The sequence below is a fragment of the Amycolatopsis ponsaeliensis genome (assembly GCF_030182635.1).
In the GTDB taxonomy this organism is placed as follows: Bacteria; Actinomycetota; Actinomycetes; order Mycobacteriales; family Pseudonocardiaceae; genus Amycolatopsis; species Amycolatopsis ponsaeliensis.
In genome coordinates this window covers 135,894-157,806 of the sequence record NZ_JAPZLD010000017.1, presented here as the reverse complement: position 1 = coordinate 157,806, position 21,913 = coordinate 135,894, and the positions used below count along the sequence as shown (strand labels likewise).

24 protein-coding genes are annotated in these 21,913 nt (G+C 71.7%); 9 read left to right on the top strand and 15 right to left on the bottom strand.

What is annotated here, in order from left to right:
• Positions 1–76 precede the first annotated feature (76 nt).
• Genes QQ657_RS25460 through QQ657_RS25445 form a run of 4 tightly spaced genes read left to right on the top strand, consistent with a single transcriptional unit; the run spans position 77 to position 5,251 of the window.
• A complete protein-coding gene (locus tag QQ657_RS25460) occupies positions 77–2,284 on the top strand; it encodes a glycoside hydrolase family 9 protein (RefSeq protein WP_284744753.1) in 2,208 nt (735 codons plus the stop codon).
• Between the two features lie 26 nt (positions 2,285–2,310).
• Positions 2,311–3,252, top strand: coding sequence for a glycoside hydrolase family 6 protein (locus tag QQ657_RS25455; RefSeq protein ID WP_284744752.1), 942 nt, complete (start codon positions 2,311–2,313; stop codon positions 3,250–3,252).
• 60 nt (positions 3,253–3,312) lie between these two features.
• Positions 3,313–4,089, top strand: a complete 777-nt coding sequence (locus tag QQ657_RS25450) for a sugar phosphate isomerase/epimerase family protein (RefSeq protein WP_284744751.1) — start codon at positions 3,313–3,315, stop codon at positions 4,087–4,089.
• A gap of 7 nt (positions 4,090–4,096) precedes the next feature.
• Entirely contained in the window at positions 4,097–5,251 is a 1,155-nt protein-coding gene (locus QQ657_RS25445) for a Gfo/Idh/MocA family protein (protein WP_284744750.1), read from the top strand.
• Positions 5,252–5,341: 90 nt separating this feature from the next.
• Here the strand turns inward: QQ657_RS25445 and QQ657_RS25440 are convergent, their stop codons facing one another.
• The gene (locus tag QQ657_RS25440; protein WP_284744749.1) at positions 5,342–5,749 is read right to left on the bottom strand and encodes a hypothetical protein; all 408 of its coding nucleotides are present in this window, start codon (positions 5,747–5,749) and stop codon (positions 5,342–5,344) included.
• 527 nt (positions 5,750–6,276) lie between these two features.
• Here QQ657_RS25440 and QQ657_RS25435 point away from each other — a divergent pair.
• The gene (locus QQ657_RS25435) at positions 6,277–6,705 is read left to right on the top strand and encodes a hypothetical protein (protein ID WP_284744748.1); all 429 of its coding nucleotides are present in this window, start codon (positions 6,277–6,279) and stop codon (positions 6,703–6,705) included.
• Here QQ657_RS25435 and QQ657_RS25430 read toward each other — a convergent pair.
• The 5 genes from QQ657_RS25430 to QQ657_RS25410 form a co-directional block, all read right to left on the bottom strand.
• Positions 6,702–8,483, bottom strand: a complete 1,782-nt coding sequence (locus tag QQ657_RS25430) for an AfsR/SARP family transcriptional regulator (protein ID WP_284744747.1) — start codon at positions 8,481–8,483, stop codon at positions 6,702–6,704. The genes QQ657_RS25435 and QQ657_RS25430 overlap by 4 nt on opposite strands.
• Positions 8,484–8,566: 83 nt before the next feature.
• A complete protein-coding gene (locus QQ657_RS25425; protein ID WP_284744746.1) occupies positions 8,567–11,356 on the bottom strand; it encodes an AfsR/SARP family transcriptional regulator in 2,790 nt (929 codons plus the stop codon).
• Positions 11,357–11,521: 165 nt separating this feature from the next.
• On the bottom strand, positions 11,522–11,854 hold the full coding sequence (locus tag QQ657_RS25420) for a transcriptional regulator (protein ID WP_284744745.1): 333 nt from the start codon (positions 11,852–11,854) through the stop codon (positions 11,522–11,524).
• Positions 11,851–12,297: a hypothetical protein gene (locus QQ657_RS25415; RefSeq protein ID WP_284744744.1), complete on the bottom strand. Its 447-nt coding sequence runs from the start codon at positions 12,295–12,297 to the stop codon at positions 11,851–11,853. The genes QQ657_RS25420 and QQ657_RS25415 overlap by 4 nt, the downstream gene beginning before the upstream one ends.
• Before the next feature lie 392 nt (positions 12,298–12,689).
• Positions 12,690–13,316: a TetR family transcriptional regulator gene (locus QQ657_RS25410; protein WP_284744743.1), complete on the bottom strand. Its 627-nt coding sequence runs from the start codon at positions 13,314–13,316 to the stop codon at positions 12,690–12,692.
• 94 nt (positions 13,317–13,410) lie between these two features.
• On the opposite strand from QQ657_RS25410, the gene QQ657_RS25405 reads away from it, so the two are divergent.
• Positions 13,411–14,634 (top strand): acyl-CoA dehydrogenase family protein, encoded by a 1,224-nt coding sequence (locus tag QQ657_RS25405; protein WP_284744742.1) that lies wholly within the window; start codon positions 13,411–13,413, stop codon positions 14,632–14,634.
• A gap of 517 nt (positions 14,635–15,151) precedes the next feature.
• Here QQ657_RS25405 and QQ657_RS25400 read toward each other — a convergent pair.
• Positions 15,152–15,751, bottom strand: a complete 600-nt coding sequence (locus tag QQ657_RS25400; RefSeq protein WP_284744741.1) for a TetR/AcrR family transcriptional regulator — start codon at positions 15,749–15,751, stop codon at positions 15,152–15,154.
• A 100-nt stretch (positions 15,752–15,851) separates the two neighbouring features.
• Between QQ657_RS25400 and QQ657_RS25395 the strand changes: the two genes are divergently transcribed.
• From QQ657_RS25395 to QQ657_RS25385, 3 genes are read left to right on the top strand one after another with little or no spacing between them, the layout of a single operon-like run.
• Positions 15,852–16,802, top strand: coding sequence for an alpha/beta hydrolase (locus tag QQ657_RS25395; protein ID WP_284744740.1), 951 nt, complete (start codon positions 15,852–15,854; stop codon positions 16,800–16,802).
• A gap of 26 nt (positions 16,803–16,828) precedes the next feature.
• Positions 16,829–17,296 (top strand): cupin domain-containing protein, encoded by a 468-nt coding sequence (locus QQ657_RS25390; protein WP_284744739.1) that lies wholly within the window; start codon positions 16,829–16,831, stop codon positions 17,294–17,296.
• Positions 17,297–17,311: 15 nt separating this feature from the next.
• Positions 17,312–17,437, top strand: a complete 126-nt coding sequence (locus QQ657_RS25385; RefSeq protein WP_284744738.1) for a fibronectin type III-like domain-contianing protein — start codon at positions 17,312–17,314, stop codon at positions 17,435–17,437.
• Between the two features lie 28 nt (positions 17,438–17,465).
• Here the strand turns inward: QQ657_RS25385 and QQ657_RS25380 are convergent, their stop codons facing one another.
• From QQ657_RS25380 to QQ657_RS25345, 8 genes are all read right to left on the bottom strand, one after another.
• The gene (locus QQ657_RS25380; protein WP_284744737.1) at positions 17,466–18,038 is read right to left on the bottom strand and encodes an alkaline shock response membrane anchor protein AmaP; all 573 of its coding nucleotides are present in this window, start codon (positions 18,036–18,038) and stop codon (positions 17,466–17,468) included.
• A complete protein-coding gene (locus QQ657_RS25375; RefSeq protein WP_284744736.1) occupies positions 18,035–18,562 on the bottom strand; it encodes a DUF6286 domain-containing protein in 528 nt (175 codons plus the stop codon). The genes QQ657_RS25380 and QQ657_RS25375 overlap by 4 nt, the downstream gene beginning before the upstream one ends.
• Entirely contained in the window at positions 18,559–18,963 is a 405-nt protein-coding gene (locus QQ657_RS25370) for an Asp23/Gls24 family envelope stress response protein (RefSeq protein ID WP_284744735.1), read from the bottom strand. Before QQ657_RS25370 ends, QQ657_RS25375 begins: the two co-directional genes overlap by 4 nt.
• 7 nt (positions 18,964–18,970) lie before the next feature.
• A complete protein-coding gene (locus QQ657_RS25365; RefSeq protein ID WP_284744734.1) occupies positions 18,971–19,147 on the bottom strand; it encodes a hypothetical protein in 177 nt (58 codons plus the stop codon).
• The gene (locus tag QQ657_RS25360; protein ID WP_284744733.1) at positions 19,144–19,461 is read right to left on the bottom strand and encodes a hypothetical protein; all 318 of its coding nucleotides are present in this window, start codon (positions 19,459–19,461) and stop codon (positions 19,144–19,146) included. The genes QQ657_RS25365 and QQ657_RS25360 overlap by 4 nt, the downstream gene beginning before the upstream one ends.
• The gene (locus QQ657_RS25355; protein ID WP_284744732.1) at positions 19,458–19,940 is read right to left on the bottom strand and encodes an Asp23/Gls24 family envelope stress response protein; all 483 of its coding nucleotides are present in this window, start codon (positions 19,938–19,940) and stop codon (positions 19,458–19,460) included. Before QQ657_RS25355 ends, QQ657_RS25360 begins: the two co-directional genes overlap by 4 nt.
• Before the next feature lie 241 nt (positions 19,941–20,181).
• Complete coding sequence (locus QQ657_RS25350; RefSeq protein WP_284744802.1) at positions 20,182–20,961, bottom strand: SigB/SigF/SigG family RNA polymerase sigma factor; 780 nt, start codon at positions 20,959–20,961, stop codon at positions 20,182–20,184.
• A gap of 387 nt (positions 20,962–21,348) precedes the next feature.
• Positions 21,349–21,774, bottom strand: coding sequence for a hypothetical protein (locus QQ657_RS25345; protein WP_284744731.1), 426 nt, complete (start codon positions 21,772–21,774; stop codon positions 21,349–21,351).
• Positions 21,775–21,913 lie beyond the last annotated feature (139 nt).

Genomic DNA, 21,913 nt, shown 5'->3' with positions numbered 1-21,913 from the left:
GAGGCGCACCATCCCGCACTGACGCTGTGGTGTGCCGGTCTCCTCGATCCCCGTTTCGATCCCCAGGAGAACCGGTATGTCCATAAGACCCAGGCTGCTCGCGGCCTGTCTGCCCGTCGTGCTCGTCGTGTCGCTGGCCCCGGCCGCGCACGCCGACGCGCCGTACGAACGCGTGCTCAACGGCACCTTCGACACCACCAAAGCCCCCTGGTGGAGCAGCGGGAACACCCCATCCCGGATCGACGCCGGCCGCCTGTGCGCCGACGTCCCCGCCGGCACCGTCAACCCGTGGGACTCGATGCTCGGCGAGAACGACATCCCCCTCGAAGTGGGCCAGCCGTACACGCTGCGGTTCACCGCGACGGCCACCGCCGACGTCACGATCCGCGCCGGGCTCGGCCTCGCGGTCGCGCCGAGCACGACGATGTTCTCGAAGACCGCCGCCGTCACGAGCGCCCCGAAGACGTTCACCTTCACCGGCAATTCCAGCCTGTCCACCCTGCGCGGCCAGGTGAACTTCCAGTTCGGCGGCGCCACCAAGGCGTACACGTTCTGCGTCGACGACGTCTCGCTCACCGGCGGCGCCATCGCGCCGGGCGGCGGCAAGGACTACGGCTCACCCGTGCGGGTCAACCAGCTCGGGTACGCGGTGTCCGGGCCGAAGCAGGCGTCCATCGTGGACGCTTCGACCCGGCCAGTCCCGTGGCAACTTCGCGACAGCACCGGCAAAGTTGTGAAGAAGGGACAAACCCGCGTCCAGGGGAACGACGCCGCGTCCGGCGACCACGTGCACATCGCGGACTTCGGCGACTACCGCAAGGAGGGGACCGGCTACACGCTCGCGGTCGGCGCGGCCGTCAGCGAGCCGTTCGACATCGCGCGCAACCCGTACGACGGCCTGCGCACGGACTCGCTGGAGTACTTCTACCTCGTCCGCAGCGGCACCCCGATCGACGCCGCCTACGTCGGGGACGCCTACGCCCGGCCCGCGGGCCACCTCGGTGTCGCGCCCAACAAGGGTGACACGTCCGTGCCCTGTCTGCCCGGCACCTGCGACTACTCGCTCGACGTCAGCGGCGGCTGGTACGACGCCGGCGACCAGGGCAAGTACGTCGTCAACGGCGCTCTGGCCGCGTGGCAGCTCATGGACAGCTACGAGCGGTCACTGTCCACAGGCGACTGGGCGGGCCTGAAGGACGGCTTGCTGAAGGTCCCCGAGGCGGGCAACCGCGTCCCCGACGTGCTCGACGAGTCGCGCTGGGAGGTCGAGTTCCTGCTCAAGATGCAGGTCCCGGCCGGGCAGCCCCTCGCCGGCATGGCCCACCACAAGATCCACGACCTCGCCTGGACCGCGCTGCCCACCCAGCCCCAGGCCGACGCGCAGCCGCGCTACCTGCACCCGCCGTCCACTGCAGCCACGCTCAACCTGGCCGCCGCGGCCGCCCAATGCGCTCGCGTCTGGCAGCCCTACGATCGTGCGTTCGCGGCGAAGTGCCTGGCCGCGGCCAAGACGGCGTGGCAGGCCGCGCTCGCCCACCCGGCGATCTACGCCCCGGCCGAGGACAGCGTCGGCGGCGGTGCCTATGCCGACACCGACGTCACCGACGAGTTCTCCTGGGCGGCGACCGAGCTGTACGCGACGACGGGTGACCGGACCTACCTGAAGTCCATGACCGGCCGGATCACCGCCGACGGGTTCTCGTGGCGCGACACCGGCGCCTTGACCGACCTCACCATCGCCCGGCTGCCGTGGCGCTTCCCCCTCGATCGTGTCGTGGGTGCCTGGCAGCGGGTGCTGAGCGTCGCCGACCAGTACGTCCGGAACATCGACTCGCAGGGTTACCCGAACCCGTTCAAGGACGCGGCCTACCCGTGGGGTTCGACCAGCTCGACCACCAACAACGCCCTGGTGATCGCGACGGCGTACGACCTGACGCACCGGCCGGGCTACCGCGACGCCGTCCTCGAGTCGATGGACTACCTGCTCGGCCGAAACGGGCTGAACCAGTCGTTCGTCACCGGCTACGGCGAGCGGGCCAGCACCAACGAACACGGCCGGATCTGGGCCCACCAGCTCGACCCGAAGCTGCCGACTCCGCCGCCGGGTTCGCTGGCCGGTGGCCCGAACAGCGGGCTGCAGGACCCCGTCGCCCAGCAGAACCTGCCGGGCTGCGCGCCCGCGAAGTGCTACATCGACGACATCTTCTCCTACTCCACCAACGAGACGGCGATCAACTGGAACTCGTCGCTCGCCTGGGTCGCGGCTTTCGCCGCTGGTAAGTAGTCCCCTCGGAAAGAAGGAGGTCCACAATGCGGTGGACAGCCCGCGTCCTCGCGGTGTCGGCGCTCTTGCTCGTCGGCACCGCGGTGCCCGCGAACGCCGCCAGCCCGATCGACCTGACCAGTGGCTTCTACGTCAACACGGGTTCGGCGCCCGCCCAATGGGTGGCGTCGCACTCGAGTGACTCGCGAGCCGCGAAGATCAACGCCTCCATCGCGTCGAAGCCGATCGCGAAGTGGTTCGGCAACGACAGCAACATCGGCACGTCGGTGGCGAGTTACGTCGGTGCCGCCGACAGCCACGACAAGCTGCCGGTGCTGGTCGCCTACAACCTCCCCGGTCGCGACGCGTGCGGCGGCGAGTCCGGTGGGGGAGCCGGGAGCCTCGGCGCGTACAAGACGTGGGTCTCGAGCTTCGCCGCCGGCGTCGGGACCCACCCGGCCGTCGTGATCATCGAGCCGGACGCGCTCGGCGACTTCGACTGCATGAGCGGCGCGCAGATCGCCGACCGCAACACGATGCTGAACTACGCGACCCAGATGTTCCAGCAGAAGGCCCCGAACACCTACGCCTACCTCGACGGCGGCAACGCCGGCTGGGTGGCGGCGGCGACCATGGCGAGCCGGTTGAAGGCCGCCGGGGTGGCCAACGCCAGGGGCTTCGCGGTGAACGTGTCGAACTTCTACACCACCAGCCAGTCGGTGAGCTACGCCAACTCCGTGAAGTCCGGCGTGGGCGGCAGCGCGCAGTTCGTCATCGACACCAGCCGCAACGCCAACGGCTCCAACGGGAACTGGTGCAACCCGGCCGGGCGCAAGCTCGGTGTCACCGCGCAGACCGGCGGTGGCGCGGAGATGCTCCTGTGGGTCAAGACGCCGGGCGTGTCCGACGGCCAGTGCGGCATCGCGCCCACGGTGCCCGCCGGGACGTTCAGCCCGGACCTCGCCGTCCGGCTGATCGACGGCACCTGAAACCCTTGACACGCAATACTGTAAGCGCTTACAAAGGAGGCTGAGCGAGGGAGGTCGTCGATGAGCTGGCGGTTCGCCGTGAGCACGCTCGGCATGCCGGGAGTCCCGGTGCGCGAGGCCGCGAACACGGCACTGGCGTACGGGTGTGCAGGCCTGGAGCTGCGCGTGCACGCGGACGAGGAGGTCCACTTAGGACTTCCGGGACCGGCCATCGACGACCTCCGCACTCTCCTCGAAGACCAAGGGCTGGCCGTCGCGTGCCTGGCCGGGTACGCGAAGGTCTGCCGTCCCGGGCCCGACCAGCCGGTGATCGACGAGCTGCGCGCGCTGATCGACCTGGCCCACCGGATCGGCGCGCCGGCGGTGCGCGTCTTCCCGGGCGGTGACGGAGAGGCGCAGCCCCGGATCGGCGCGGTGCTCGACGACCTCCGGGACGCCGGGGTCCGGCTCTTGCTCGAAACCCACGACTCGCGGCCCACCGGCGCCGCGGCCTTGGCGGTCGTCGAGCCGTTCGGCGACCCGGACCTCGTCGCGGTGCTGTGGGACGCGGTGCACCCGTGGCGGGCCGGGGAGGAACCGGCCGTCACCCGCGAGGTGCTGGGCCGCTACCTCGGCTACTTCCAGGTCAAGGACGCCGTGAGCCGCGAAGACCCGACCCCGGTCCCGCCGGGGGAGGGCGCGATCCCGCTGTCCGAGTGCGGCGAGCTCCTGCGGTCGTGGTCGGGCTGGATCTCCCTGGAATGGGAGAAGGCCTGGTACCCGGACCTCGCCGCCATCGACGTCCCCCTGCGCGCGGCCGCCGCTTGGTTCGGCCGGTACGCGCATTCCGATCAGTGAGGTGAAGATGACGAAACACCGCCTGGGCGTCGTGCTCAACGGCGTCACCGGCCGGATGGGCTACCGCCAGCACCTGGTGCGGTCGGTCCTGGCGATCCGCGAGCAGGGCGGCGTCCCGCTCGCCGACGGCTCCCGCGTGCAGCTCGAGCCGCTGCTCGTCGGCCGCGATGACGACAAGCTGGCCGAGATCGCGAGCCGGCACGGCCTGACGCGGTGGACGACCGACCTCGACACCGCGCTCGCCGACAGCGACTTCCCGGTGTACTTCGACGCGCAGCTGACGTCGGTCCGCGAGAAGGCGATCACGCGGGCGATCGACGCGGGCAAGCACATCTACACCGAGAAACCCCTGGCGGAGTCCGTCGAAGGAGCGTTGACGCTCGCGCGCCGGGCGGCCGCGGCGGGCGTGAAGAACGGCGTCGTGCACGACAAGCTCTACCTGCCCGGCCTGCGCAAGCTCGCGCGGCTGGTGGACAGCGGGTTCTTCGGCCGGATCCTGTCCGTGCGCGGCGAGTTCGGCTACTGGGTCTTCGAAGGCGACTGGCAGAGTGCGCAGCGGCCCAGCTGGAACTACCGGGCCGAGGACGGCGGCGGCATCGTCGTGGACATGTTCTGCCACTGGAACTACGTGCTGGAGAACCTGTTCGGCGCGGTCCGGGCGGTGACGGCGAAGGCCGTGACGCACATCCCGTCCCGGGTGGACGAAGCCGGCGAACCCTACGCCGCGACGGCCGACGACGCCGCCTATGCGATCTTCGAGCTGGACGGCGGGGTGATCGCGCAGCTGAACTCGTCGTGGTGCGTGCGGGTGCACCGTGACGAGCTGGTCGAGTTCCAGGTCGACGGCACCCGCGGCAGCGCGGTGGCCGGCCTGCACAAGTGCGTCGTCCAGCCGCGCGAGGTGACCCCGAAGCCCGTCTGGAACCCCGACCTCCCCGAGGCCGGCGGCTACCGGTCGCAGTGGCAGGAAGTGCCCGACAACGCCGAGTTCGGCAACGGCTTCAAGGCGCAGTGGGAGCAGTTCGTCCGGCATGTCGTGGCGGACGAGCCGCACCCGTACGACTTCCTGGCCGGGGCGAGGGGCATCCGGCTGGCCGAGGCCGGGCTGGCGTCCTCCCGGACCGGACGCCGGATCGAGCTGGGCGAGCCGGACCGGGAGTGACCGCCGGCCTTCATCGGCCGCCGAGAGCGAGTCCGAGGTGCGCCGAGCCGGCCGACACCGTCGGCGACCGGCTCGGCGGCCGTCCCGCGCTCACCAGTTCTTGCAGGCGGTACCCATGTTCTTGTTGCTGTCGACGCGGATGATCGAGCCACAGCTCCGGCTCCCGGTTCCGTGGGAGTACGTGGCGTTGATGGTGAACTTCTTGTAGCAGCCGTCCCCGGTGCCCCCGCCGCCGCAGATGATGGTGCTCGTCTTGGTCGGCGAAGTGGTGGCGAAGTAAGTGAATTCGTACTGCGCCGGTCCCTGGAAATTGCCGGCCTGGGAAGCGATGGCGACCGAGCTCACGTGGTATCCGCTGCCGAAGACGACCATCTGCACCTCGCCGCCGAACACGGCGAAGTCCATCGTCGTCAGCACGCCGGCGTTCGCCGGAGCGGCCACGGCCGTCGACAGCGCCACGCCCGCCGCGGCGGCTCCGAGCACCCTGCTGAACTTCATAACGTCGTCCTCCGGACCTTGTTCCTGACCCGATGATCAGGATGCAGGTGATTCACTCACCGCACATCGATGTGGTCAAGATCGTTCCCGACGTTTCGTGATGGCCTGAAAGGATGCGGCCGGCCTCGAAACATCCATGGAGGACGAAGCGTGGAAACCCGGGCGCAGCACCACTTCGGCCGCTCGCCTTCTGTCTGCGTTGGACGGTTGCGACGACGGCGGCGCAGCGCCGGGACGTGCCCGGCGTTCAGCCCAGCCGTGCGGCACCGGCTCACCGAAGCTGAGCGAACTGCTGGATCGCGCCCTCGGTTCCGACCCGGCCGCTTGGGGGAGCGGCACGGCGCGGCAAGTCGCAGGTCCGGGAATCGGTGTGGCAGAAGCGCCCTCGGTTCCACGCGGGCCCGTCGCCGCCTGAGGCACAGCCCGGTAAGGATCCGGTCAGCCCGATGCGCAAGCCCGTGGTTCAGCGTGGCAACCGTCCGCGTCCCCGAACGCCGGACTCCGCTCCACCAACGGAGGAGATACGCATGCGCCGATCAATCGGGTCCCGCTCCATCGCCACGCGGGCCGTGAAAGCTTTGCTCGCGATGGGTGTCCTGCTCGTCGCCGTCGGGGTGGCCTCCCCGGCTGTGGCTTCCGCGGCACCCGCGAACACCGGTGCGGTGGTCACCGCCGCCGCGCCGATGACCGGGAGCTGGAACGTCGCCCCGCGAGCCACCGACGGACAGCAGACCACGACCGCCGCCGTCTTCACCTGCAACTGGTTCTCCCGGACGCCGTTCCAGATCGTCGACTTCACCTGCCAGGTCACCTCGGGCGCGATGCGGGTCTACATCATCTGCTCGAACGGGCAGCGCATCAACAGCGCGGCCCTGCCGGCGGTGGGCACCTACAACGTCCGCCTGACCTGTCCGGGCGTGCGGGTGCAGACGATCGGCTGGGAGTCGCTCACCTAGGAACGTCGCGTCGGGTCCGGGGCGCCCGCCTCGGACCCGACGGCCGCGGCGTAACCGCGCAGCAGCTCGTGACAGCCGAAGCGGCCGGGAACGCGCTCCGTGAGGACGTTGGCGCGCGTCAGCTCGGCCAGCACCGGCTCGACCTGCCGGGCCGGGACGCCGGCCAGGCCGGCCACGGCCGCGACGGTGAGGTCCGGCGCGGAAACCGGGCCCAGCAAGCGGAACACCCGGCGTGCCTCGGGACTCAGCGCGGCGTAGGACCAGGAGAGCACGGTGCGGAGGTCGGTGCCCGGGTCATCGCCGGACAGGACCGACAGTCGGCCGCGGGCGTCGAGCAGCTCCTGGGCGAGGACGCCGAGCCGCAGGCGCGGCCGGGCGACGGCCCGGGCGGCCGCGATCGCCAGCGCCAGCGGCAGCCGCGCGCAGGCGGTGATGATTTCGGTGACCGCCGCGGGCTCGGCCTCGGTGCGCGCCCGGCCCAGGCGGGCGTCCAGCAGTTGCCGTGCTTCGTCGCGGGGCAGCAGGTCCAGCACTAGGAGCGGGGCACCGTGCACGGCGACCAGGCCGGTCAGCGTGGTGCGGCCGGAAACCAGGACGAGGCAGCCCGGGGTGCCCGGCAGCAACGGCCGGACCTGCGCGGTGTCCCGGGCGTTGTCGAGCACGACGAGCATCCGCCGGCCGGCGAGCAGGCTCCGGTAGAGCGCGGCCCGGCCGTCCAGGTCGGCGGGCACGCGATCGGCGGGCACGCCGAGACCCTCGAGAAGCAGCCGGGCCGCCTCCGCGGGATCCCTCGGCGGCCCGGCCCGGTCGAACCCGCGCAGGTTGAGGTAGAGCTGCCCGTCCGGGAACCGCTCGCGCACCCGGTGGGCCCAGTGCACCGTCAGCGCGGTCTTGCCCACGCCCGCGGTCCCGGACACCGCTAGCACACCCCCGGCGGCCGGCAGCCCGTCCAGGCGGGCGATTTCGGCGCGACGGCCCACGAATCCCGCGACGTCCGCCGGGAGCTGGGCCGGCAGGACCAGCGGCCCGGCCCCGGCCGGCGGCACCAGCGGTGCTCCGCTCAGCAGCGCTTGCCGCACTGTCCGCAGCTCACGCCCGGGACCGATGCCCAGCGTTCGGTGCAGGCGATCGCAGGCGGCCCGGCACTCGGCGATCGCTTCCCCGATCCGGTTGTCGGCAGCCAGGGCCCGGACGAGCTCGGTCGCGAGCGGTTCCGAGTGCGGGTGGTCGTCGACGAGGTCCCGCAACACCGGGATGACGGCGGTGTGCGCACCCACACACACCGCTTCACGAGCCCAGGCGACGGCCGTGTCCAGCCGTTCCAGCTGCCAGCTGTCCCGTTGCCGCGCCGCCCATTCGCCGCCGAGGCCGGCCAGGGGCGTGCCCCGCCACAGGTCCATGGCCGCGGCCAGCAGCGTGACGCGCTCGGGGCCGGGCCGCCGGGCGGCGGCGGCGAGCCGGCGGAACCGGTGGAGGTCCACCCGGTCGGGATCCACGCGCAGCGTGTACCCGCCCGGCTGCCACGAAACCAGGGGCCCGGGCTCACCGGCGGCGCCGGCCAGCACCTTGCGGAGTTCGGCGACGCGGGTCCACACGGCCTGCTGGGCCCGCAGCGGCGGGTGCTCGCCCCACACGCGGTCGATGAGCAGCGCCACCGGCACCGCCCGGGGCGCGGCCGCGGCCAGCACCGCCAGCACCACCCGCAGCTGCCGCCGTCCGGCCGGGACCGGGGTCCGCCCGGCGACCACTTCCACCGGGCCCAGCAACCGGATCTCCATCCGCCAGTCCCCCCTGCGCTCGGCACGGCAGACTGTGCGCCGTCCCGCTTCGGCCGCGCTTGGGTACCGCAGATGTGCGCTGGTCAGCGCGTCGGTGCCGGGGCCGGCAGCCACTCGCCGAGATCCGCCAGGTATCGCCGGACGCGGTCGGCGTCGGCCGTGCGGGCCTGGACCCGGTACAGCTCCAGCGCCTCCTGCCACGTCCGGTGCGCGGCCTCGGGTTCGTCCAGCGCGAGGTACGTCTGTCCGGCGAATTCCAGGACAGTGCCCTCGAAGTAGGTGTTGCCGGCCTCGAGCAGGACGCCGGCGGCGTCGCGGTAGTGGTTCACAGCGTCGCGGTACCGGCCGGTGTGCTGGGCCAGGAAGCCGAGGATTCCCGTGGCCAGGCCTTCGTCCTCGCGAAACCCGTGCCGGCGGGCCAGCACCAGCGCCGCCTCGGCGTGGGCGCCTGCTTCCGCGAAGTCGCCGAGCCGGGCCCGGTACCAGCCCGACACCGTGAGCTCCCGGGTTTCCCCGGCCGGCAAACCGAGGGCCCGGTAGAGGCGCAGGGACTCGGTGGCGTGCTCCAGCGCCCGCCGGTCGGCGCCGCGCAGCGACCACGACCAGCCCAGTGCGTGGTGGGTGTAGGCCTGCGCGGGAAGGTCACCGCTGCGCTCGGCCAGTGCGAGGTGGTGCCCGGCTTCGGTGTGCTGCCCCAGCTCGGTGAAGATCGCGCCGAGGAGCTGGTGGGTGCCGGCGTGCACCGCGGGGTCGTCGAGCTCCTTCGCGGCTTCCTGCCCGGCCTTCCACGCGTCGAGCGCGGCGTGGAACCGGCCCCGGCGGTACAGGAAGGTCGTCTGCAGCCACGCGAGCTGCCAGCCGACGGCCGCCCAGCCCCGGGCCGCGGCCAGCCGTTGCAGGGCGAGCAGGTTGGGGTGCTCGGCGGTGAACCAGGCGAGCGCGGCGGCCTGATCGGCCAGCGGCACGACCTGGCAGCCGGTGTGGGGCTCGGCGAGCCGGATCGGCGGGAGCAACGGCTGGAGCAGCCGGTCTCCGGCGTGCGCGGTGTGCAGGTAGAAGTCGGCCAGGCGGCGCAGCGCCGCGGTGCGGTCCGGCTCGGGAAGATCTTGCTCGGCGTGCTGCGCCGCGGCCAGCCGGACCAGGTCGTGCATCCGGATCCGGCCCGGATCGTACTGCTGCACCAGGGAAGCGTGCTCCAGCTCGCGCAGCAGCCCGAGTGTGCCGGTGGCAGGCCGTGCGAGCAGGCTCGCGGCGGCGGGAAGGCTGATGTCCGGCCCGGCGGCGAGCCCCAGCAGCCCGAACGCCGTCGCGGCTTCGGGGGACAGGGCGCGGTAGGACCACGACAGCACCGCTCGCAGGTTGACGTCGGCGTCGGCGGTGTCCAGAGCGGCCAGCCGGCCGGCCTGGTCGCGCAGCTCGGCGGCCAGCGCGGAGAGCGGGAACCCGGGGTGGTGGCCGGCGCGGGCCGCGACGATGCCGATCGCCAGCGGAAGGTCCGCGCAGTAGCCGAGCAGCTCGGTGACGGCGTCCGGCTCGGCGGCGATCCGGTGCCGGTGGAGGTGCCCGACCAGGAGCTGCCGGGCCTCGGTGCCGGTCAGCACGTCGAGGGCCACCGCCCGGGCGCCGTGCGAGGTGACCAGGCCGTCGAGCCGGTGGCGGCTGGTGACCAGCACCGCGCACGTGGGACTGCCCGGCAGCAGGGGCACGATCTGGTCGGTGGCGCGGGCGTTGTCGAGCACGATGAGCAAGCGCTTTCCGGCGACCACGCTGCGGTAGAGCCCGATCTGCGCCTCCCATTCCGGTGGGGTGGCCTCGACCGCGACGCCGAGGGCGTCGAGGAACCCGCGCAGCGCGGTCGCCGCCGGCAGGGGTTCGCTGCCGGGGTCGAACCCGCGGAGGTTCACATACAGCTGCCCGTCGGGGAACGCCTCGGCGTGCTCATGGGCCCAGTGCAGGGAAAGCCACGTCTTGCCGATGCCGCCGGACCCGGTGACCACGGCGACGGGAACGGCGCGGCCCCGCTCGGTCAGCGTGGCGTTGACGTCGGCGAGTGCGGCGGCCCGGCCGGTGAACGACCGCGGTGCGGCGGGCAGCTGGCGCGGCACGGGTGCGGTCGTGGGGGAGGGGACCGTGAGCGCCGGATCCGTGGCGAGGATCCGGTGGTGCAGGCGCCGCAGTGGCGGGCCCGGATCGGTGCCGGTTTCCTCGGCCAGCCGGGTCCGGAACCGTTGGTAGTGCTCGAGGGCGTGGGCGGCGCGGCCGTTGCGGTAGAGCGCGAGCATCAGCTGGGCGGCCAGCCGCTCGTCGAGGGGGTCGTCGCGGGTCCGCTCGGCCAGGCCGGGCAGCAGTTCGGCGTGGTCGCCCTGGCGCAGCCGGATGTCGGTGAGCTCGAGCTCGGCGGCCTGGCGCTGCTGGAAAAGGGACGTGCGGCACTCGGTCAGCCAGGGGATGTCCAAGCCGGCAAAGGGTTCTCCCCGCCAGAGTTCCAAGGCTTCGCCGAACAGTGCCACCGCGCGCGGGTCGTCGCCGGCCGTGCGTGCGTCGGCGATCAGCCGGTGAAACCGGTGCAGGTCGACCGAGCCGGGTTCGGCGGTGAGCCGGTATCCCGGTTGCTGCCAGGTGATCGCGAAGCCCGGCACCGGTGCCAGCGCGGCGCGCAACAGGGTGATGCTGCGCTGGATCGCCCCGCGTGGCCGCTGCGGCAGGCGCCGGTCGCCCCACACCCGATCCACCAGCCGATCGACCGCCACGACGTGGTTCACCTCGACCAGCAGCAGCGCCAGTACGGCCTTCAGCTGGGCGTAACCGACGTCGATCGGCTCCCCGTCGAGCCGGACCTCGACCTGGCCGAGCAGACGGAACTCCACGGTCATCGGGCCGGCCCCCTCCACCCGCAGTCCAGCCTTGCGGATCTCCTGTCTTAGCGGATCCCGGCGACGCCGCTCAACCGTTACCCCCGGGATACGCCCAGGTTGGCCGCGAGCCCCGGCCAACCGGGGTACGTCCACGCACCGAGCGCTGGACCCGGCCGGCGCATGTCACGGAGTCTGGGCGCCGCCGACGATGCGGTGCAGCGCGGCGACGTGACCTGCGTAGGCGGTCCGCCCGGTTTCGTTGAGGTGAAGCCAGACTCGCTGCCGGGTATCGCGCACGGCGCGTCGCTGCGTGACGTAGCCGGCTTCGGCGAGCACTGCGATGTGCTTGCTGAGAGCGGACTTGCTGATGTCGAGCAGGGTCAGCAAGGTGCCGAACTCGATCTCGCGGACGGGTTCCAGCGCCGCGCAGATCCGCAACCGGACTGGGGCGTGGATCAGGTGGTCGAACCCGTTATCGGCCGTCGTGGTCGGCTCGGTGTCCGGCGACGAGCTCACCGGCGGCCGGTCCGGGCGCTGAACGTCAGTCCGACGCCGGCGAACAGCCCGAACACCAGGATCGCGGCCACGATCGGCGACCAGGGCGACCACCAGTCCAACCGCTGCGCGACCGCGTCCGCGAGGATCACCACGGTCGCCGGCCCGTACAGCGCAAGCACTTCTCTCGCGGTCATCGCGGTGCGAACCCAGCCCTCACAGATACCGCGCCTCCGGCCTGCGATGTGCGCCACCTTGACCAGTCCGAGCGTCACCACGGCCACGATTGCCAAGCCCCACCAGTCGGGCAGCAAGATGGCCGCCGTCCCTGCGCTCAGGCCTGCCCCCGTAGTAAGCCAGTACCACGCCGGATAGCCGCTCCACGCCACTCTTGCCCGGCTGCGCCGCACCTCGGCCAGTGCTGCTGACGCGTCCGTCGCGTTGATGGATCCATTGGTTTCCATGATGGCAACTCTAGAGTTTCCAAGTCGGAAACGCAAGGTGGGCCGGAGGTTCTCCGACGTCCCCCGTCGCCGCGGGAAGGCGGCTTGACCATGGCGATCCTCGCGGCCGTCACCGATTCCGGAGAAGGCGACTTCGTGCTCGCCCGCTCGACGCACCCGGCGACGCGAAGGTTTGCTCGACGAGCACGCGGGCGAAGTCGACCTGCTGGCCATCGGACGCGTTCGGCGAGTTCGTGAACTACGACGAGGCTCTCGCCACCGACTTGTGAGAGGTCTCTTTAACGCCAGCCAACGCAAAACTGCCGGTCAGGCGGGACGAGTAGCGCTCCGGGCTGTCTCCTGCCGCGACCGGTGAGCGGGAGCCGGGCGGCGACGTATCGCTCCGCCGCGGCTCAGGATTCCGGCCGGTCCGGGCCGATCGCGTCCATCGCACGATCGAGGAGCCGGCCCAGCTCCTGTGTTCCGTTCCCGGCGATCCAAGCCGCGACGGCAGCCTCCAAGCATCCGAGGGCGCTCGCGATCAGTGCGCGGGGGCGGGGATCGGCCGGATCGCGCGGGTCGGAGCCGAACCGCCGGGCGAGCTCGGGGGCGATCGACCCGAAGAACCTGACTTGCTTCTCCTGGTGGAGCGTGGCGAGTGCGGGGGTGGTCCTGGCCAGCGCCGCCAGCCTATGTGCGCGTTCGGACTGAGTGGCGTAGTGCGCGACGAGGGGGCCCATCGCGTGGCGGAGCGCGGCCCACGGGGTTTCGTCGTCGGGCCGCTGCTGCAAGGCCACCAGCAGCTCGTCGACGGCCGCCGACGTCTCGCTCGCGAAAACGTCTTCCTTCGACGGGAAGTAGCGGAAGAAGGTGCTGCGCGAGATGCCGGCGGCCGCGCAGATGTCGTCGATCGTGGTCTGCTCGTAGCCGTTGTCCAGGAACAGGTCGAGCGCCATCTCGGCCACCTGCGCCCGCATCGCGCGCCGAGCGAGTTCACGCGCACCGGGACGATGCTCGTCCCGTCCCGGCAGCCCTGTCATGCGCTGATGGTACTACACCTCTTTTTCGGTACTGTGGTTTCACAAACGGCACCTAGTCTCAGGTGCAGGCTGGCAATCCGCAGAGAGGACCGCCATGGACCGGCAAGAAGGACAGGTCAGCACGAGCGATCGACTGGACGCGCTCGTCGCCGATCTGCCGGAGGAGGAGCTGGCGCTCGTGTCGGCGGCGTCGTCGCTGGTCCCGGTCCTCAGTGCGAACGCGGAGACCGCGGATGTCACGCGGAAGCTGCCCGACGAAGTCGTCACGGCGCTGCGCAAGGAGGGACTGTTCCGCCTCGCCACGCCGCGGGCCTACGGCGGTAACGAGGCAGGCGCGTGCGCGGCGACGGCGGTCGCCGCCGAAGTGGGGCGCGGCTGCTCGTCGGCGGCCTGGGTGCTGGTGGTGTATTACAGCGCAAGTGTCGCCCTCTGGCTGTTCCCGGACGAAGTACGGCACCGGGTCTGGAGCGAGGATCCGGACGCGGCCGTGTGCGGCTCGTCCGCCGGCGCCGTGCCGGCGCGCGCCGTCCCCGGCGGGTACGTGCTCAGCGGGCGCTGGGGCTGGGCCTCGGGGGCGCACCACGCCACCTGGGCGATCCTCGACATCACGACTGGAGCCGAGGGGGCCGTACCGGAGCGCGGGATCGTCCTGGTCCCGATGAGTCAACTGTCCATCAAGGACACCTGGCACATGGCGGGGATGCGCGGCACGGGCAGCGACACCATCGTCGCGGACGAGGTCTTCGTCCCGGAGGACTACGCCCTCTTCCCGGCCCGTGCGGCCGGTGCCGCTCCCCGCACCGCGGAGATCCGGACGGCCATGCGCGTGCCCGCCCCGCAGGGCCTGATGGGCGCGCTGGCCGCGCCGGTGCTGGGGATGGGCATTGCGGCCTACGACCACATCACGCAGAAGCTGGCCGACGGCAAGCCGCTGGCCTCGGCGGTGAAGCTGCATTCCCGCGCGATCGACGCGCCCGGTGTGCAGGCGAACATCGCGGACGCGGCCATGCTCATCGACTCGGCGATCCTGCACGCCGCGCGCAGCGCCCGCGCCGTCGACCGGGCTACCCGTACCGGTGCGCGGATGACTCCGCTCGCCACCGCCCGCATCCGGATGGACGCCGGGTTCGCGGCGCGGCGGATCCGCGAGGCGGTCGACAAGCTCCTGGACGCCGGCGGCGCCGGCCGGTTCGCCGAAGCCAGCCCGGCGCAGCGGATCTGGCGCGACCTCGGTACGGCGACCCGGCATCCCGCGTTCGTTGCCGAGATCGATCGCGAGCAGTACGCCCGGATGCTGCTGGGCCTGGACGTGCGCTAGCGCGCCCCGCGACGAAAGGAGCCGGCCAGTGGAGGGGAGTACGCCGAGGCAGGCCGGTTTCGGCCGGCCGCTCGGTGCTCCCGGACGAGACGGTCGTGCTCGCAAACTCCTGGTTGACAGCTAGCCGGCCCTGGCGCGGCTCACCAGCTGTGCCACGAGCTGCTCGTCCAGGCCGGTCCCGGGCTTCGAGTCCTCAGCGTTCTCCACGTTGGTGGTTGCGCTGGGCCCGCATTCGGCGGATGCAGACACCGCAGTGCGGCAGGCCGCTGAGGACGTAGGGGTGGCGGGTGCGGGTCCGTTCGCGGGTCTTGCGGCCGGCGCCTTTGGCAGCGGCGATCTTCTGGGCGCGCTGGAAGGTCTCGACGTCGATGATCGGTTCGTGGACGATCTGCTCGGAGAAGATCCACTTGTCGCAGGTGTCACCGATGCTTCGCTCGCACCGGGCGGAGGCTCGAATGCCCGGCCCCGGGGAGGCCCACGGATGTTCAGCGCGAGCTGTGGAACGCCACTGAGGCCGTCACGGACTGACTTCCGGCGATCGGCTGCCGAGGCCGGCGACGTAGATGTCGACCTGACGGCGGGCGGCGGATTTCCAGTCCGGAACGTGGGGCAGGCCCTGCGCCAGTAACGCACCGAAGCTGACGATGTCGGCCCTGGTGACGTCGGCTCGGATCGTGCCGTCGTCCTGTCCTCGCCCGAGGATCGAGCCCAACGTCCGGTGGGCCTCGTCCCGGACGGCGACGGTGGCGTGGTCGCTGGGCACCGGGCCGCCGTGCATGGGGAGTACGAGGTCCGATCCGTGTTCGATGGTGCGCTCGAGGAAGAACCGGATGCCCTCGATCGGCGGTCCGTCGAGCGCTGCGGCCCGGCGAGCGGTTTCGAGCACGAGCTGGAACGACCGGTGCGTCAACGCGCCGAGCAGCGCCTCCCGCGAGGGGTAGTGGCGGTACACGGTCCCGACACCGACCCCGGCGTCCGCCGCGATGGTGGCCATCGGGACCGCGGTTCCTTCCCGGCGGACCGCGATGGCGGCGGCCGCGAGGACCCGGTCGCGGTTGTCGGCCGCGTCCCGCCGCGGCCCTCGCCGCCGGACGACCTTGTCCTGTTCCTCGGTCACGGCACCGATCATCGCAGCCCCGGGGTTCGCCGGCCGCGTTGACAGTCGGTTAGGCGGACGATATCGTCCGTTTAATCGACGCCAGGGAAGAAGGACCGCTGTGACGTTCACTGTCGACCCCCAGGTCGCCGCGGTCCTCGCGCCGATGTCCGAGGCCATGGCCGACGCGCCGCAGCCGGCAGTGGGCGACATCGCGACCCGTCGCGTCGCGCTCGAGGCGATGATGGCCGAGACCGCGGCGATGCAACCCACCCCGGCCGACGTGACGACCACCGATTTCCACGCCGTCGCCGACGACGGCGCGAAGGTGCTGCTGCGCTGGTACGCCAAGGACGGCGCCGAGCCCGGGCCGGCCGTGCTGTACCTGCACGGCGGCGGGATGATCCTGGGCAGCGTCGCTCTCTACGACGCACCGATCGCCCGGTACGTGTCCGCGAGCGGGGTGCCGATGGTGGCCGTCGACTACCGGCTCGCACCCGAGCACCCGGATCCCACGCCGGTCGAAGACGTCTACGCCGGGCTGCGGTGGCTCCACGACCACGCCGCCGAACTCGGCGTCGACCCGGCCCGGATCGCCGTGATGGGCGACAGTGCAGGCGGCGGCCTGGCCGCCGGGGTGACGCTGCTGGCCCGCGACCGCGGTGGACCGGCGGTGGCGCGTCAGATCCTCGTCTTCCCGATGCTCGATGACCGCACGACGACGCCGGATCCGGAGCTGGTCCCGTTCGCCACGTGGACCTATGAGGACAACGCCACCGGGTGGTCGGCGCTGCTCGGTGACCGGGCCGGCGGTCCCGACGTTTCGCCGTACGCCGCCGCGGCGCGGGCGGCCGACCTGACGGGCCTGCCGCCGACGTACCTCGAGGTCGGCCAGCTCGACATCTTCCGCGACGAGGACCTCGACTACGCCCGGCGGCTCGGCGCAGCCGGGGTCGACGTGGAGTTCCACCTGCACCCCGGTGTACCGCACGAGTTCGACACGTTCGCCTGGGACACCGACGTCGCCCGCCGCGCGGTCGCCGATCGCCTGCGTGCCCTCGGCTCCTTCTGACCGTCCACTTCGAACGGAGCCACCCGATGAGCATGGCCTACCTCGCCCAGCCCGACCAGCAGCAGAAACTGGAGTGGCTCGACGGCGGGACGCTGTCCATCCTGCTCGACAGCGCTGCCACCGACGGTCAGCTCATGGTCGGCCGGTTCGACGTCGAGAAGGGTGAAGCGCCGCCGTTCCACTTGCACACCAAGGAAGACGAAGTCTTCATGCTCATCAAAGGCACCGCGCTGGTCTGGGTCGGCGAGGACGAGATGGAGCTGGCGGAGGGCGGCATCGTCTTCCTGCCCAAGAACATCCCGCACGCCTACCGCATCACGTCCGCGAAGGCCGACCTGCTGATGATCAACACCCCGGCGGGCATCGAGGGCATGTTCCGCCACGCCGGCCGCGACCGGGCCGAACCGCGCCCGGACGGCTTCGAGATCTCCCCGGACCGGATGGCCGAGGCGGCGGAGAAGTTCGGGAACGTCATCGTGGGCCCGCCCCGCTGAGCGGTGGGGTTCGTCGTGGCGGACCTCGAGGCGGGAGCTTCGACCGAGATGATCATCCGCATTCCGCGCCGCGAACTCGCGTACTGGAAAGAAGAGCTGCACGCGTGGATCATCGAATACCGCGTGCCCGGCCGGCGGTGACCGGCCGTCACCATGAACCGGCCCGCGGTCAGCGGGCCCGGGCACCGGCTTTGGTGGTGAAGCGGAACTCGATGGTCACCGGCAGGGTGTCGAGGTCCAGGGCCTGGCGCAGCCGCGGCAGACCGTGGGTCTCGAGCCGGACCCGGATGGCGGTCGGGTCGCCGTCCTGTTCGGTGCCGAGCACCAGGGCCAGCGCCGGGTTGTCGTGGGTTCCGGCGAGGGTCGCGTGTGCGGAGCGGACGCCCGGGTAGGTCTCGACCTCGGCGAGGAACGGCGCGACGGCGGTGCCGGCGGCCAGCTCGGTGCGCCCGCGGCCGGGGTCGGTCTCGAAGCGCCAGGTGTGGGTCTTCGGTTTCCGGGTCAGCTGCGCGGCCAGCCAGCGCAGCAGGAGCAGGCCGAGGATGATCGCGCCCGCGGCGACGACGTACCAGACCCAGGTCGGCGGAGCCACGGTACCGGGCGCGAGCGCGGATTCCGAAGCCACCAGCGTGAGCTTCCCGAAGTGCGTGGCGACGGTGAATCCGCCTGCGGCCAGCAGCGCCGAGCCGAGGAACCCGAGCACCGTGCGGTTCAGCCGGGCCGGACGGTTGAGGCCGCTCATCGGGTGCTCCTGGTGGACTTGATCCGGACCTTGACCGCGGGCGCGGTGGCCGGGGCGATCTGGGCGAGCCGCCCTTCGATCGCCGAGCGTACGGCCTCGGGTAACCCTTCGACATTCGTCCGCGCCGTGCGGATCCGGGCGATCACTTTGCGCCGCTTGACCTTCAGCTTCGCGTCGGACACACCGTCCACATCGGACGCCGCGACGCGCAACGTCGAGCGGTAGCTGTGCCGGGAAGCACCTGAATCGATCTCGCCCTGTAAAGGAAGGACGACGAGCTTGCCCGGTAGTACCGCCGCCGCGAGCAGTATCAGCCCGACCAGTGCGGCGGCGCCGCCGGCCACGGCCGGGACGACGTCGTTCCAGCGCATGCTGTGCAGCCACCCGGCGACCTGCTCGTAGCCGATCAGCGGTGTCCGGCCGAGGAGCAGCTGGATCGCCTCGATCGCGGCGAGGACGCAGGCGGCGAGCAGTACCAGCGCCGTGAGCACGGCCGGGGTGCTGCGGCGGGGTCGGCGTTTCACCGGATCCTCCGAGCTGTGGTGGTCTCGGTGTGCAGGGCGGTCACGGTGATGTCGACTCGTTCGACGGTGAGACCGGTGAGTTCCGCGACCCGGGTCACGAGGTGGTCGCGGGTGGCTTCGGTGGTCGCGCGGACCGGCTGGGGGTAGCTGATCGACAGCCGCACGGTCAGGGCGGCGGTGTCGCCGGTGACCGTGGCGGTGACCTTGGCGCCGCGGTCGAGGTTCTCCGCGCCCACGGCCACCCCGAGAACACGGGAGGCGGAGCCGCCGACGCCGGTGATCTCGGTGACCGCGTGGGCGGCGATGCGCTCGACGGCATCGTCGGTGATGGTCAGGGCGCCGCGGTCACCGGGATCGGCTGACGCTCGGTCCGCGGTGTGCGCGAGGGTCGCGGTGCTCATGGTGTGGTCAGCCCCGATCCCGGCCGGAGAGCGCGGAGATGTCCAGCTTGCCGTCCAGGAACCGGCCGACCAGCAGGCCGAGCCCGCCGAGGACGAGGACCAGCAGGAAAGCCCCGAAGCCGCCGAACGCGGCGGCGAGGCCCAGGACGAGCCCGGTCAGCAGGCCTGTTCGGGTGTGGTTCACGGGATCTCCTCGATGACGGCGGCCACGACGGTCGCGGTGGGTGCGGCGATGTCGCCGATGTGGACGTGCACCGGCCGGCCGGCCGGTCCGAGGGCGCCGCGGACCGCGGCGCCGATCTCGGCGGCGGTGGCCGGGTAGCGGCCGGTGACGCCGATGGCGATCTCGGTGGGCCGGACCCGGACGCCGGGGACGCGACGGCCGGGCAGCAGGGTGGCGATCTCCCCGAAGTGGCCGCTGTGCAGGCCGGCGACCTGCGGGAGCGCGGTCACCAGCGTGGCGAGGGCGGCGGCGTCGGGCTCGACGCCGGCGGTCACAGGACGCGGCCGGTTTCGGTGGTGTCGGCGGCCACGTCGTCGCCCGGGAGGTGGACGTCGGAGACGCCGATGTTGACCTCGACGACCTCGAGCCCGGTCATCGTCTCGACGGCGGTGATGACGTTGCGCCGCACCGAGCGGGCGAGGTCGGTGATGGAGACGCCGTATTCGACGAGGATCTGCAGGTCGATCGCGGCCTGTCGCTCGCCGACCTCGACGGCCACGCCCTGGCCGGCGGACGCGGTCGCACCGGGGATCCGCTCGCGCAGGGAGTTGAAGGCTCGCGAGGCGCCGCCGCCGAGGGCGTGGACGCCCGCGATCTCGCGGGTGGCGAGCCCGGCGACCTTCTGGACGACGACGTCGGAGATGGTCGTGGTGCCGTGCGCGGAGGACAGTGCACCGCTTTCGCGCTCCACCACCGTGGTGTCCGAGTGGGCCGGGGTCTTCGCGGTGCTGCTGGTGCGGGCCGGGTTCGTCATGGGACTCCTTCGGGTCTGGCAGTGCGGGTGGATCCCGCTTGCCTGGACCCCTGATGGACCCGGCCGGCCGGAGAACGTCACGGGGTGGCGGACGTGGCGCAACTCTCGCCGGCTTCGTGTTTGAGTTCGGTGGCGTCGTCAAAGCCGACAATCCGCCGACGCGTACTTCCCTGGCATGCGGGTATTCCCCGAGCCGGGGCTGCCGGCGACCGAACTGGTCAGCAACGCGGCCGGTTGAGGTTCACTCGGCGAGCTGCTCGCGCAGTTCGCGCAGGATCTTGCCGAGCAGGCGGGAAACCTGCATTTGCGAAACACCGACCCGGGCGGCGATCTGGGACTGGCTCATGCCGTCGAAGAACCGCATCGTGACGATGGCCTGTTCTCGCTCGGGCAAGCGCCGCAGCAGGGGCGCCACGGTTTCGTGGTCGTCGACGAGTTCGATCCGGGCGTCGAGGCCACCCATCGAATCGGCCACGGTGGTGGTGCCATCGCCTTTACCGGTGGGCCGGTCCAGGGACGACGCTTCGTAGGCGTTCGCGGCCAGCAGGCCTTCGCGCACCGTCTCGACGTCGATGCCGAGGTGGCCGGCCAGCTCGCTCGGTGTGGGGGCCCGGCCGAGAGCCTGCGCGAGCTGCCTGGTCCCCTTGGTGAGCTGGGCACTCAGGTCCTTCAGTCCCCGCGGAACACGCATGGACCAGCCGGTGTCGCGGAAGAACCGGCGGACCTCACCCATCACCGTCGGGACCGCGAAGGACAGGAAGTCCGACCGCTGTGCGGGTTCGAACCGGTCGACAGCTTTCACCAGCCCGATCCGGGCGACCTGGACGAGGTCGTCGCGCGGCTGGCCTCGCCCGGTGAAGCGGGCGGCGATGTGCTCGGCGAGGGGCAGGTGCGCGAGGATCAGCTGTTCGCGCAGTCGCCTGCGGCCCGGATGGCCGACCGGCAGTCCGGCCAGCTCGTCGAACAGTGGCCGGTAGCGCGAGTAGTCGTTGTTCTTGCGGCGACGGCCGGGTCCGGGGATCCGGAGTTCGGTCGAAACGACTATGGCTTTCCGGCCCGCCACGGCCGCCCTCGGCGTGCCGCGCTCCGACGGCGCGCTGCCGATTCCGCCATCTGCGGCTGTGGCCGGCGGGTCGAAACCGGGGGCGAACTCGATCACGCTGCACGCCCGCATGCGGTCTCCTGTCGTTGCCACGGAGATACCCACCACCACGGGCGGCAAACATGACCAAGCGACAAGGCAGATCTCGTCGATGCCGATCGGGGCCGGTCCGCTGTCACAGGCCGGCGGAGGGGCTGCGCGCCCCATGCCCACGAGTCCGCCACGACGATCGCCTGGACATGGTCGTTGGTCGCGACGTGCCAGGCGTCGTGGAGCGGGCGCATGCCGCTGCTGATGTCCTCATCGTCATGACGGCCTTTCGGTATCGTGCAGGGCCAGCCACGTGCACAGGCCGGCCAAGGCCAGTTCCGGGACCGCGCAGACGAGTGCCTGGGTGACCTCGGTGCCGGCCTGGGCGGTCAGGACGTCGAACCAGGCGTCCATCACCATGAGCGCCGCGACCGCCGATGCCGAGAGGCGGGCGCGGTCGTCGCCGTGGTGGACCAAACGCGCGGTGATCGCGCAGCCGAGCGCCATGGCCAGGTCGAGTCCGATCCACACGGCCGGCCAGTGCCGCACCTGCGTGGTCGCGGGCAGGGACCGGCCCAGTACGAACACCCACGGCACCATGGCCGCGGCGACCGCGCCGAGCACCCTGGGCGCCCAGCGGTTCCGGGGTCGCGCCCGCATCCTCGCCGTGAGCGGCGGCCGGGGTATCGTCCGAACGGTCATGGGATTCCTCCACCGAAGTCGTGGTGATGCCGCCGGCGTCGGCGGCCCTGCGGCGAAACCTTGCCGCCGCGGCCGGCCGAGATCAGTAGCCCACGGTTCCGGCTTCGTGGTGGTGCCTGCTACCGCACCGATCCGGGTG

What these genes read in the sequence shown, in the direction of transcription:
- QQ657_RS25460 (WP_284744753.1), top strand. Translation starts at nt 77, where the DNA reads ATGTCCATAAGACCCAGGCTGCTCGCGGCCTGTCTGCCCGTCGTGCTC.
- QQ657_RS25455 (WP_284744752.1), top strand. Translation starts at nt 2,311, where the DNA reads ATGCGGTGGACAGCCCGCGTCCTCGCGGTGTCGGCGCTCTTGCTCGTC.
- QQ657_RS25450 (WP_284744751.1), top strand. Translation starts at nt 3,313, where the DNA reads ATGAGCTGGCGGTTCGCCGTGAGCACGCTCGGCATGCCGGGAGTCCCG.
- QQ657_RS25445 (WP_284744750.1), top strand. Translation starts at nt 4,097, where the DNA reads ATGACGAAACACCGCCTGGGCGTCGTGCTCAACGGCGTCACCGGCCGG.
- QQ657_RS25440 (WP_284744749.1), bottom strand. Translation starts at nt 5,749, where the DNA reads ATGAAGTTCAGCAGGGTGCTCGGAGCCGCCGCGGCGGGCGTGGCGCTG.
- QQ657_RS25435 (WP_284744748.1), top strand. Translation starts at nt 6,277, where the DNA reads ATGCGCCGATCAATCGGGTCCCGCTCCATCGCCACGCGGGCCGTGAAA.
- QQ657_RS25430 (WP_284744747.1), bottom strand. Translation starts at nt 8,483, where the DNA reads ATGGAGATCCGGTTGCTGGGCCCGGTGGAAGTGGTCGCCGGGCGGACC.
- QQ657_RS25425 (WP_284744746.1), bottom strand. Translation starts at nt 11,356, where the DNA reads ATGACCGTGGAGTTCCGTCTGCTCGGCCAGGTCGAGGTCCGGCTCGAC.
- QQ657_RS25415 (WP_284744744.1), bottom strand. Translation starts at nt 12,297, where the DNA reads ATGGAAACCAATGGATCCATCAACGCGACGGACGCGTCAGCAGCACTG.
- QQ657_RS25410 (WP_284744743.1), bottom strand. Translation starts at nt 13,316, where the DNA reads ATGACAGGGCTGCCGGGACGGGACGAGCATCGTCCCGGTGCGCGTGAA.
- QQ657_RS25405 (WP_284744742.1), top strand. Translation starts at nt 13,411, where the DNA reads ATGGACCGGCAAGAAGGACAGGTCAGCACGAGCGATCGACTGGACGCG.
- QQ657_RS25390 (WP_284744739.1), top strand. Translation starts at nt 16,829, where the DNA reads ATGAGCATGGCCTACCTCGCCCAGCCCGACCAGCAGCAGAAACTGGAG.
- QQ657_RS25380 (WP_284744737.1), bottom strand. Translation starts at nt 18,038, where the DNA reads ATGAGCGGCCTCAACCGTCCGGCCCGGCTGAACCGCACGGTGCTCGGG.
- QQ657_RS25370 (WP_284744735.1), bottom strand. Translation starts at nt 18,963, where the DNA reads ATGAGCACCGCGACCCTCGCGCACACCGCGGACCGAGCGTCAGCCGAT.
- QQ657_RS25355 (WP_284744732.1), bottom strand. Translation starts at nt 19,940, where the DNA reads ATGACGAACCCGGCCCGCACCAGCAGCACCGCGAAGACCCCGGCCCAC.
- QQ657_RS25345 (WP_284744731.1), bottom strand. Translation starts at nt 21,774, where the DNA reads ATGACCGTTCGGACGATACCCCGGCCGCCGCTCACGGCGAGGATGCGG.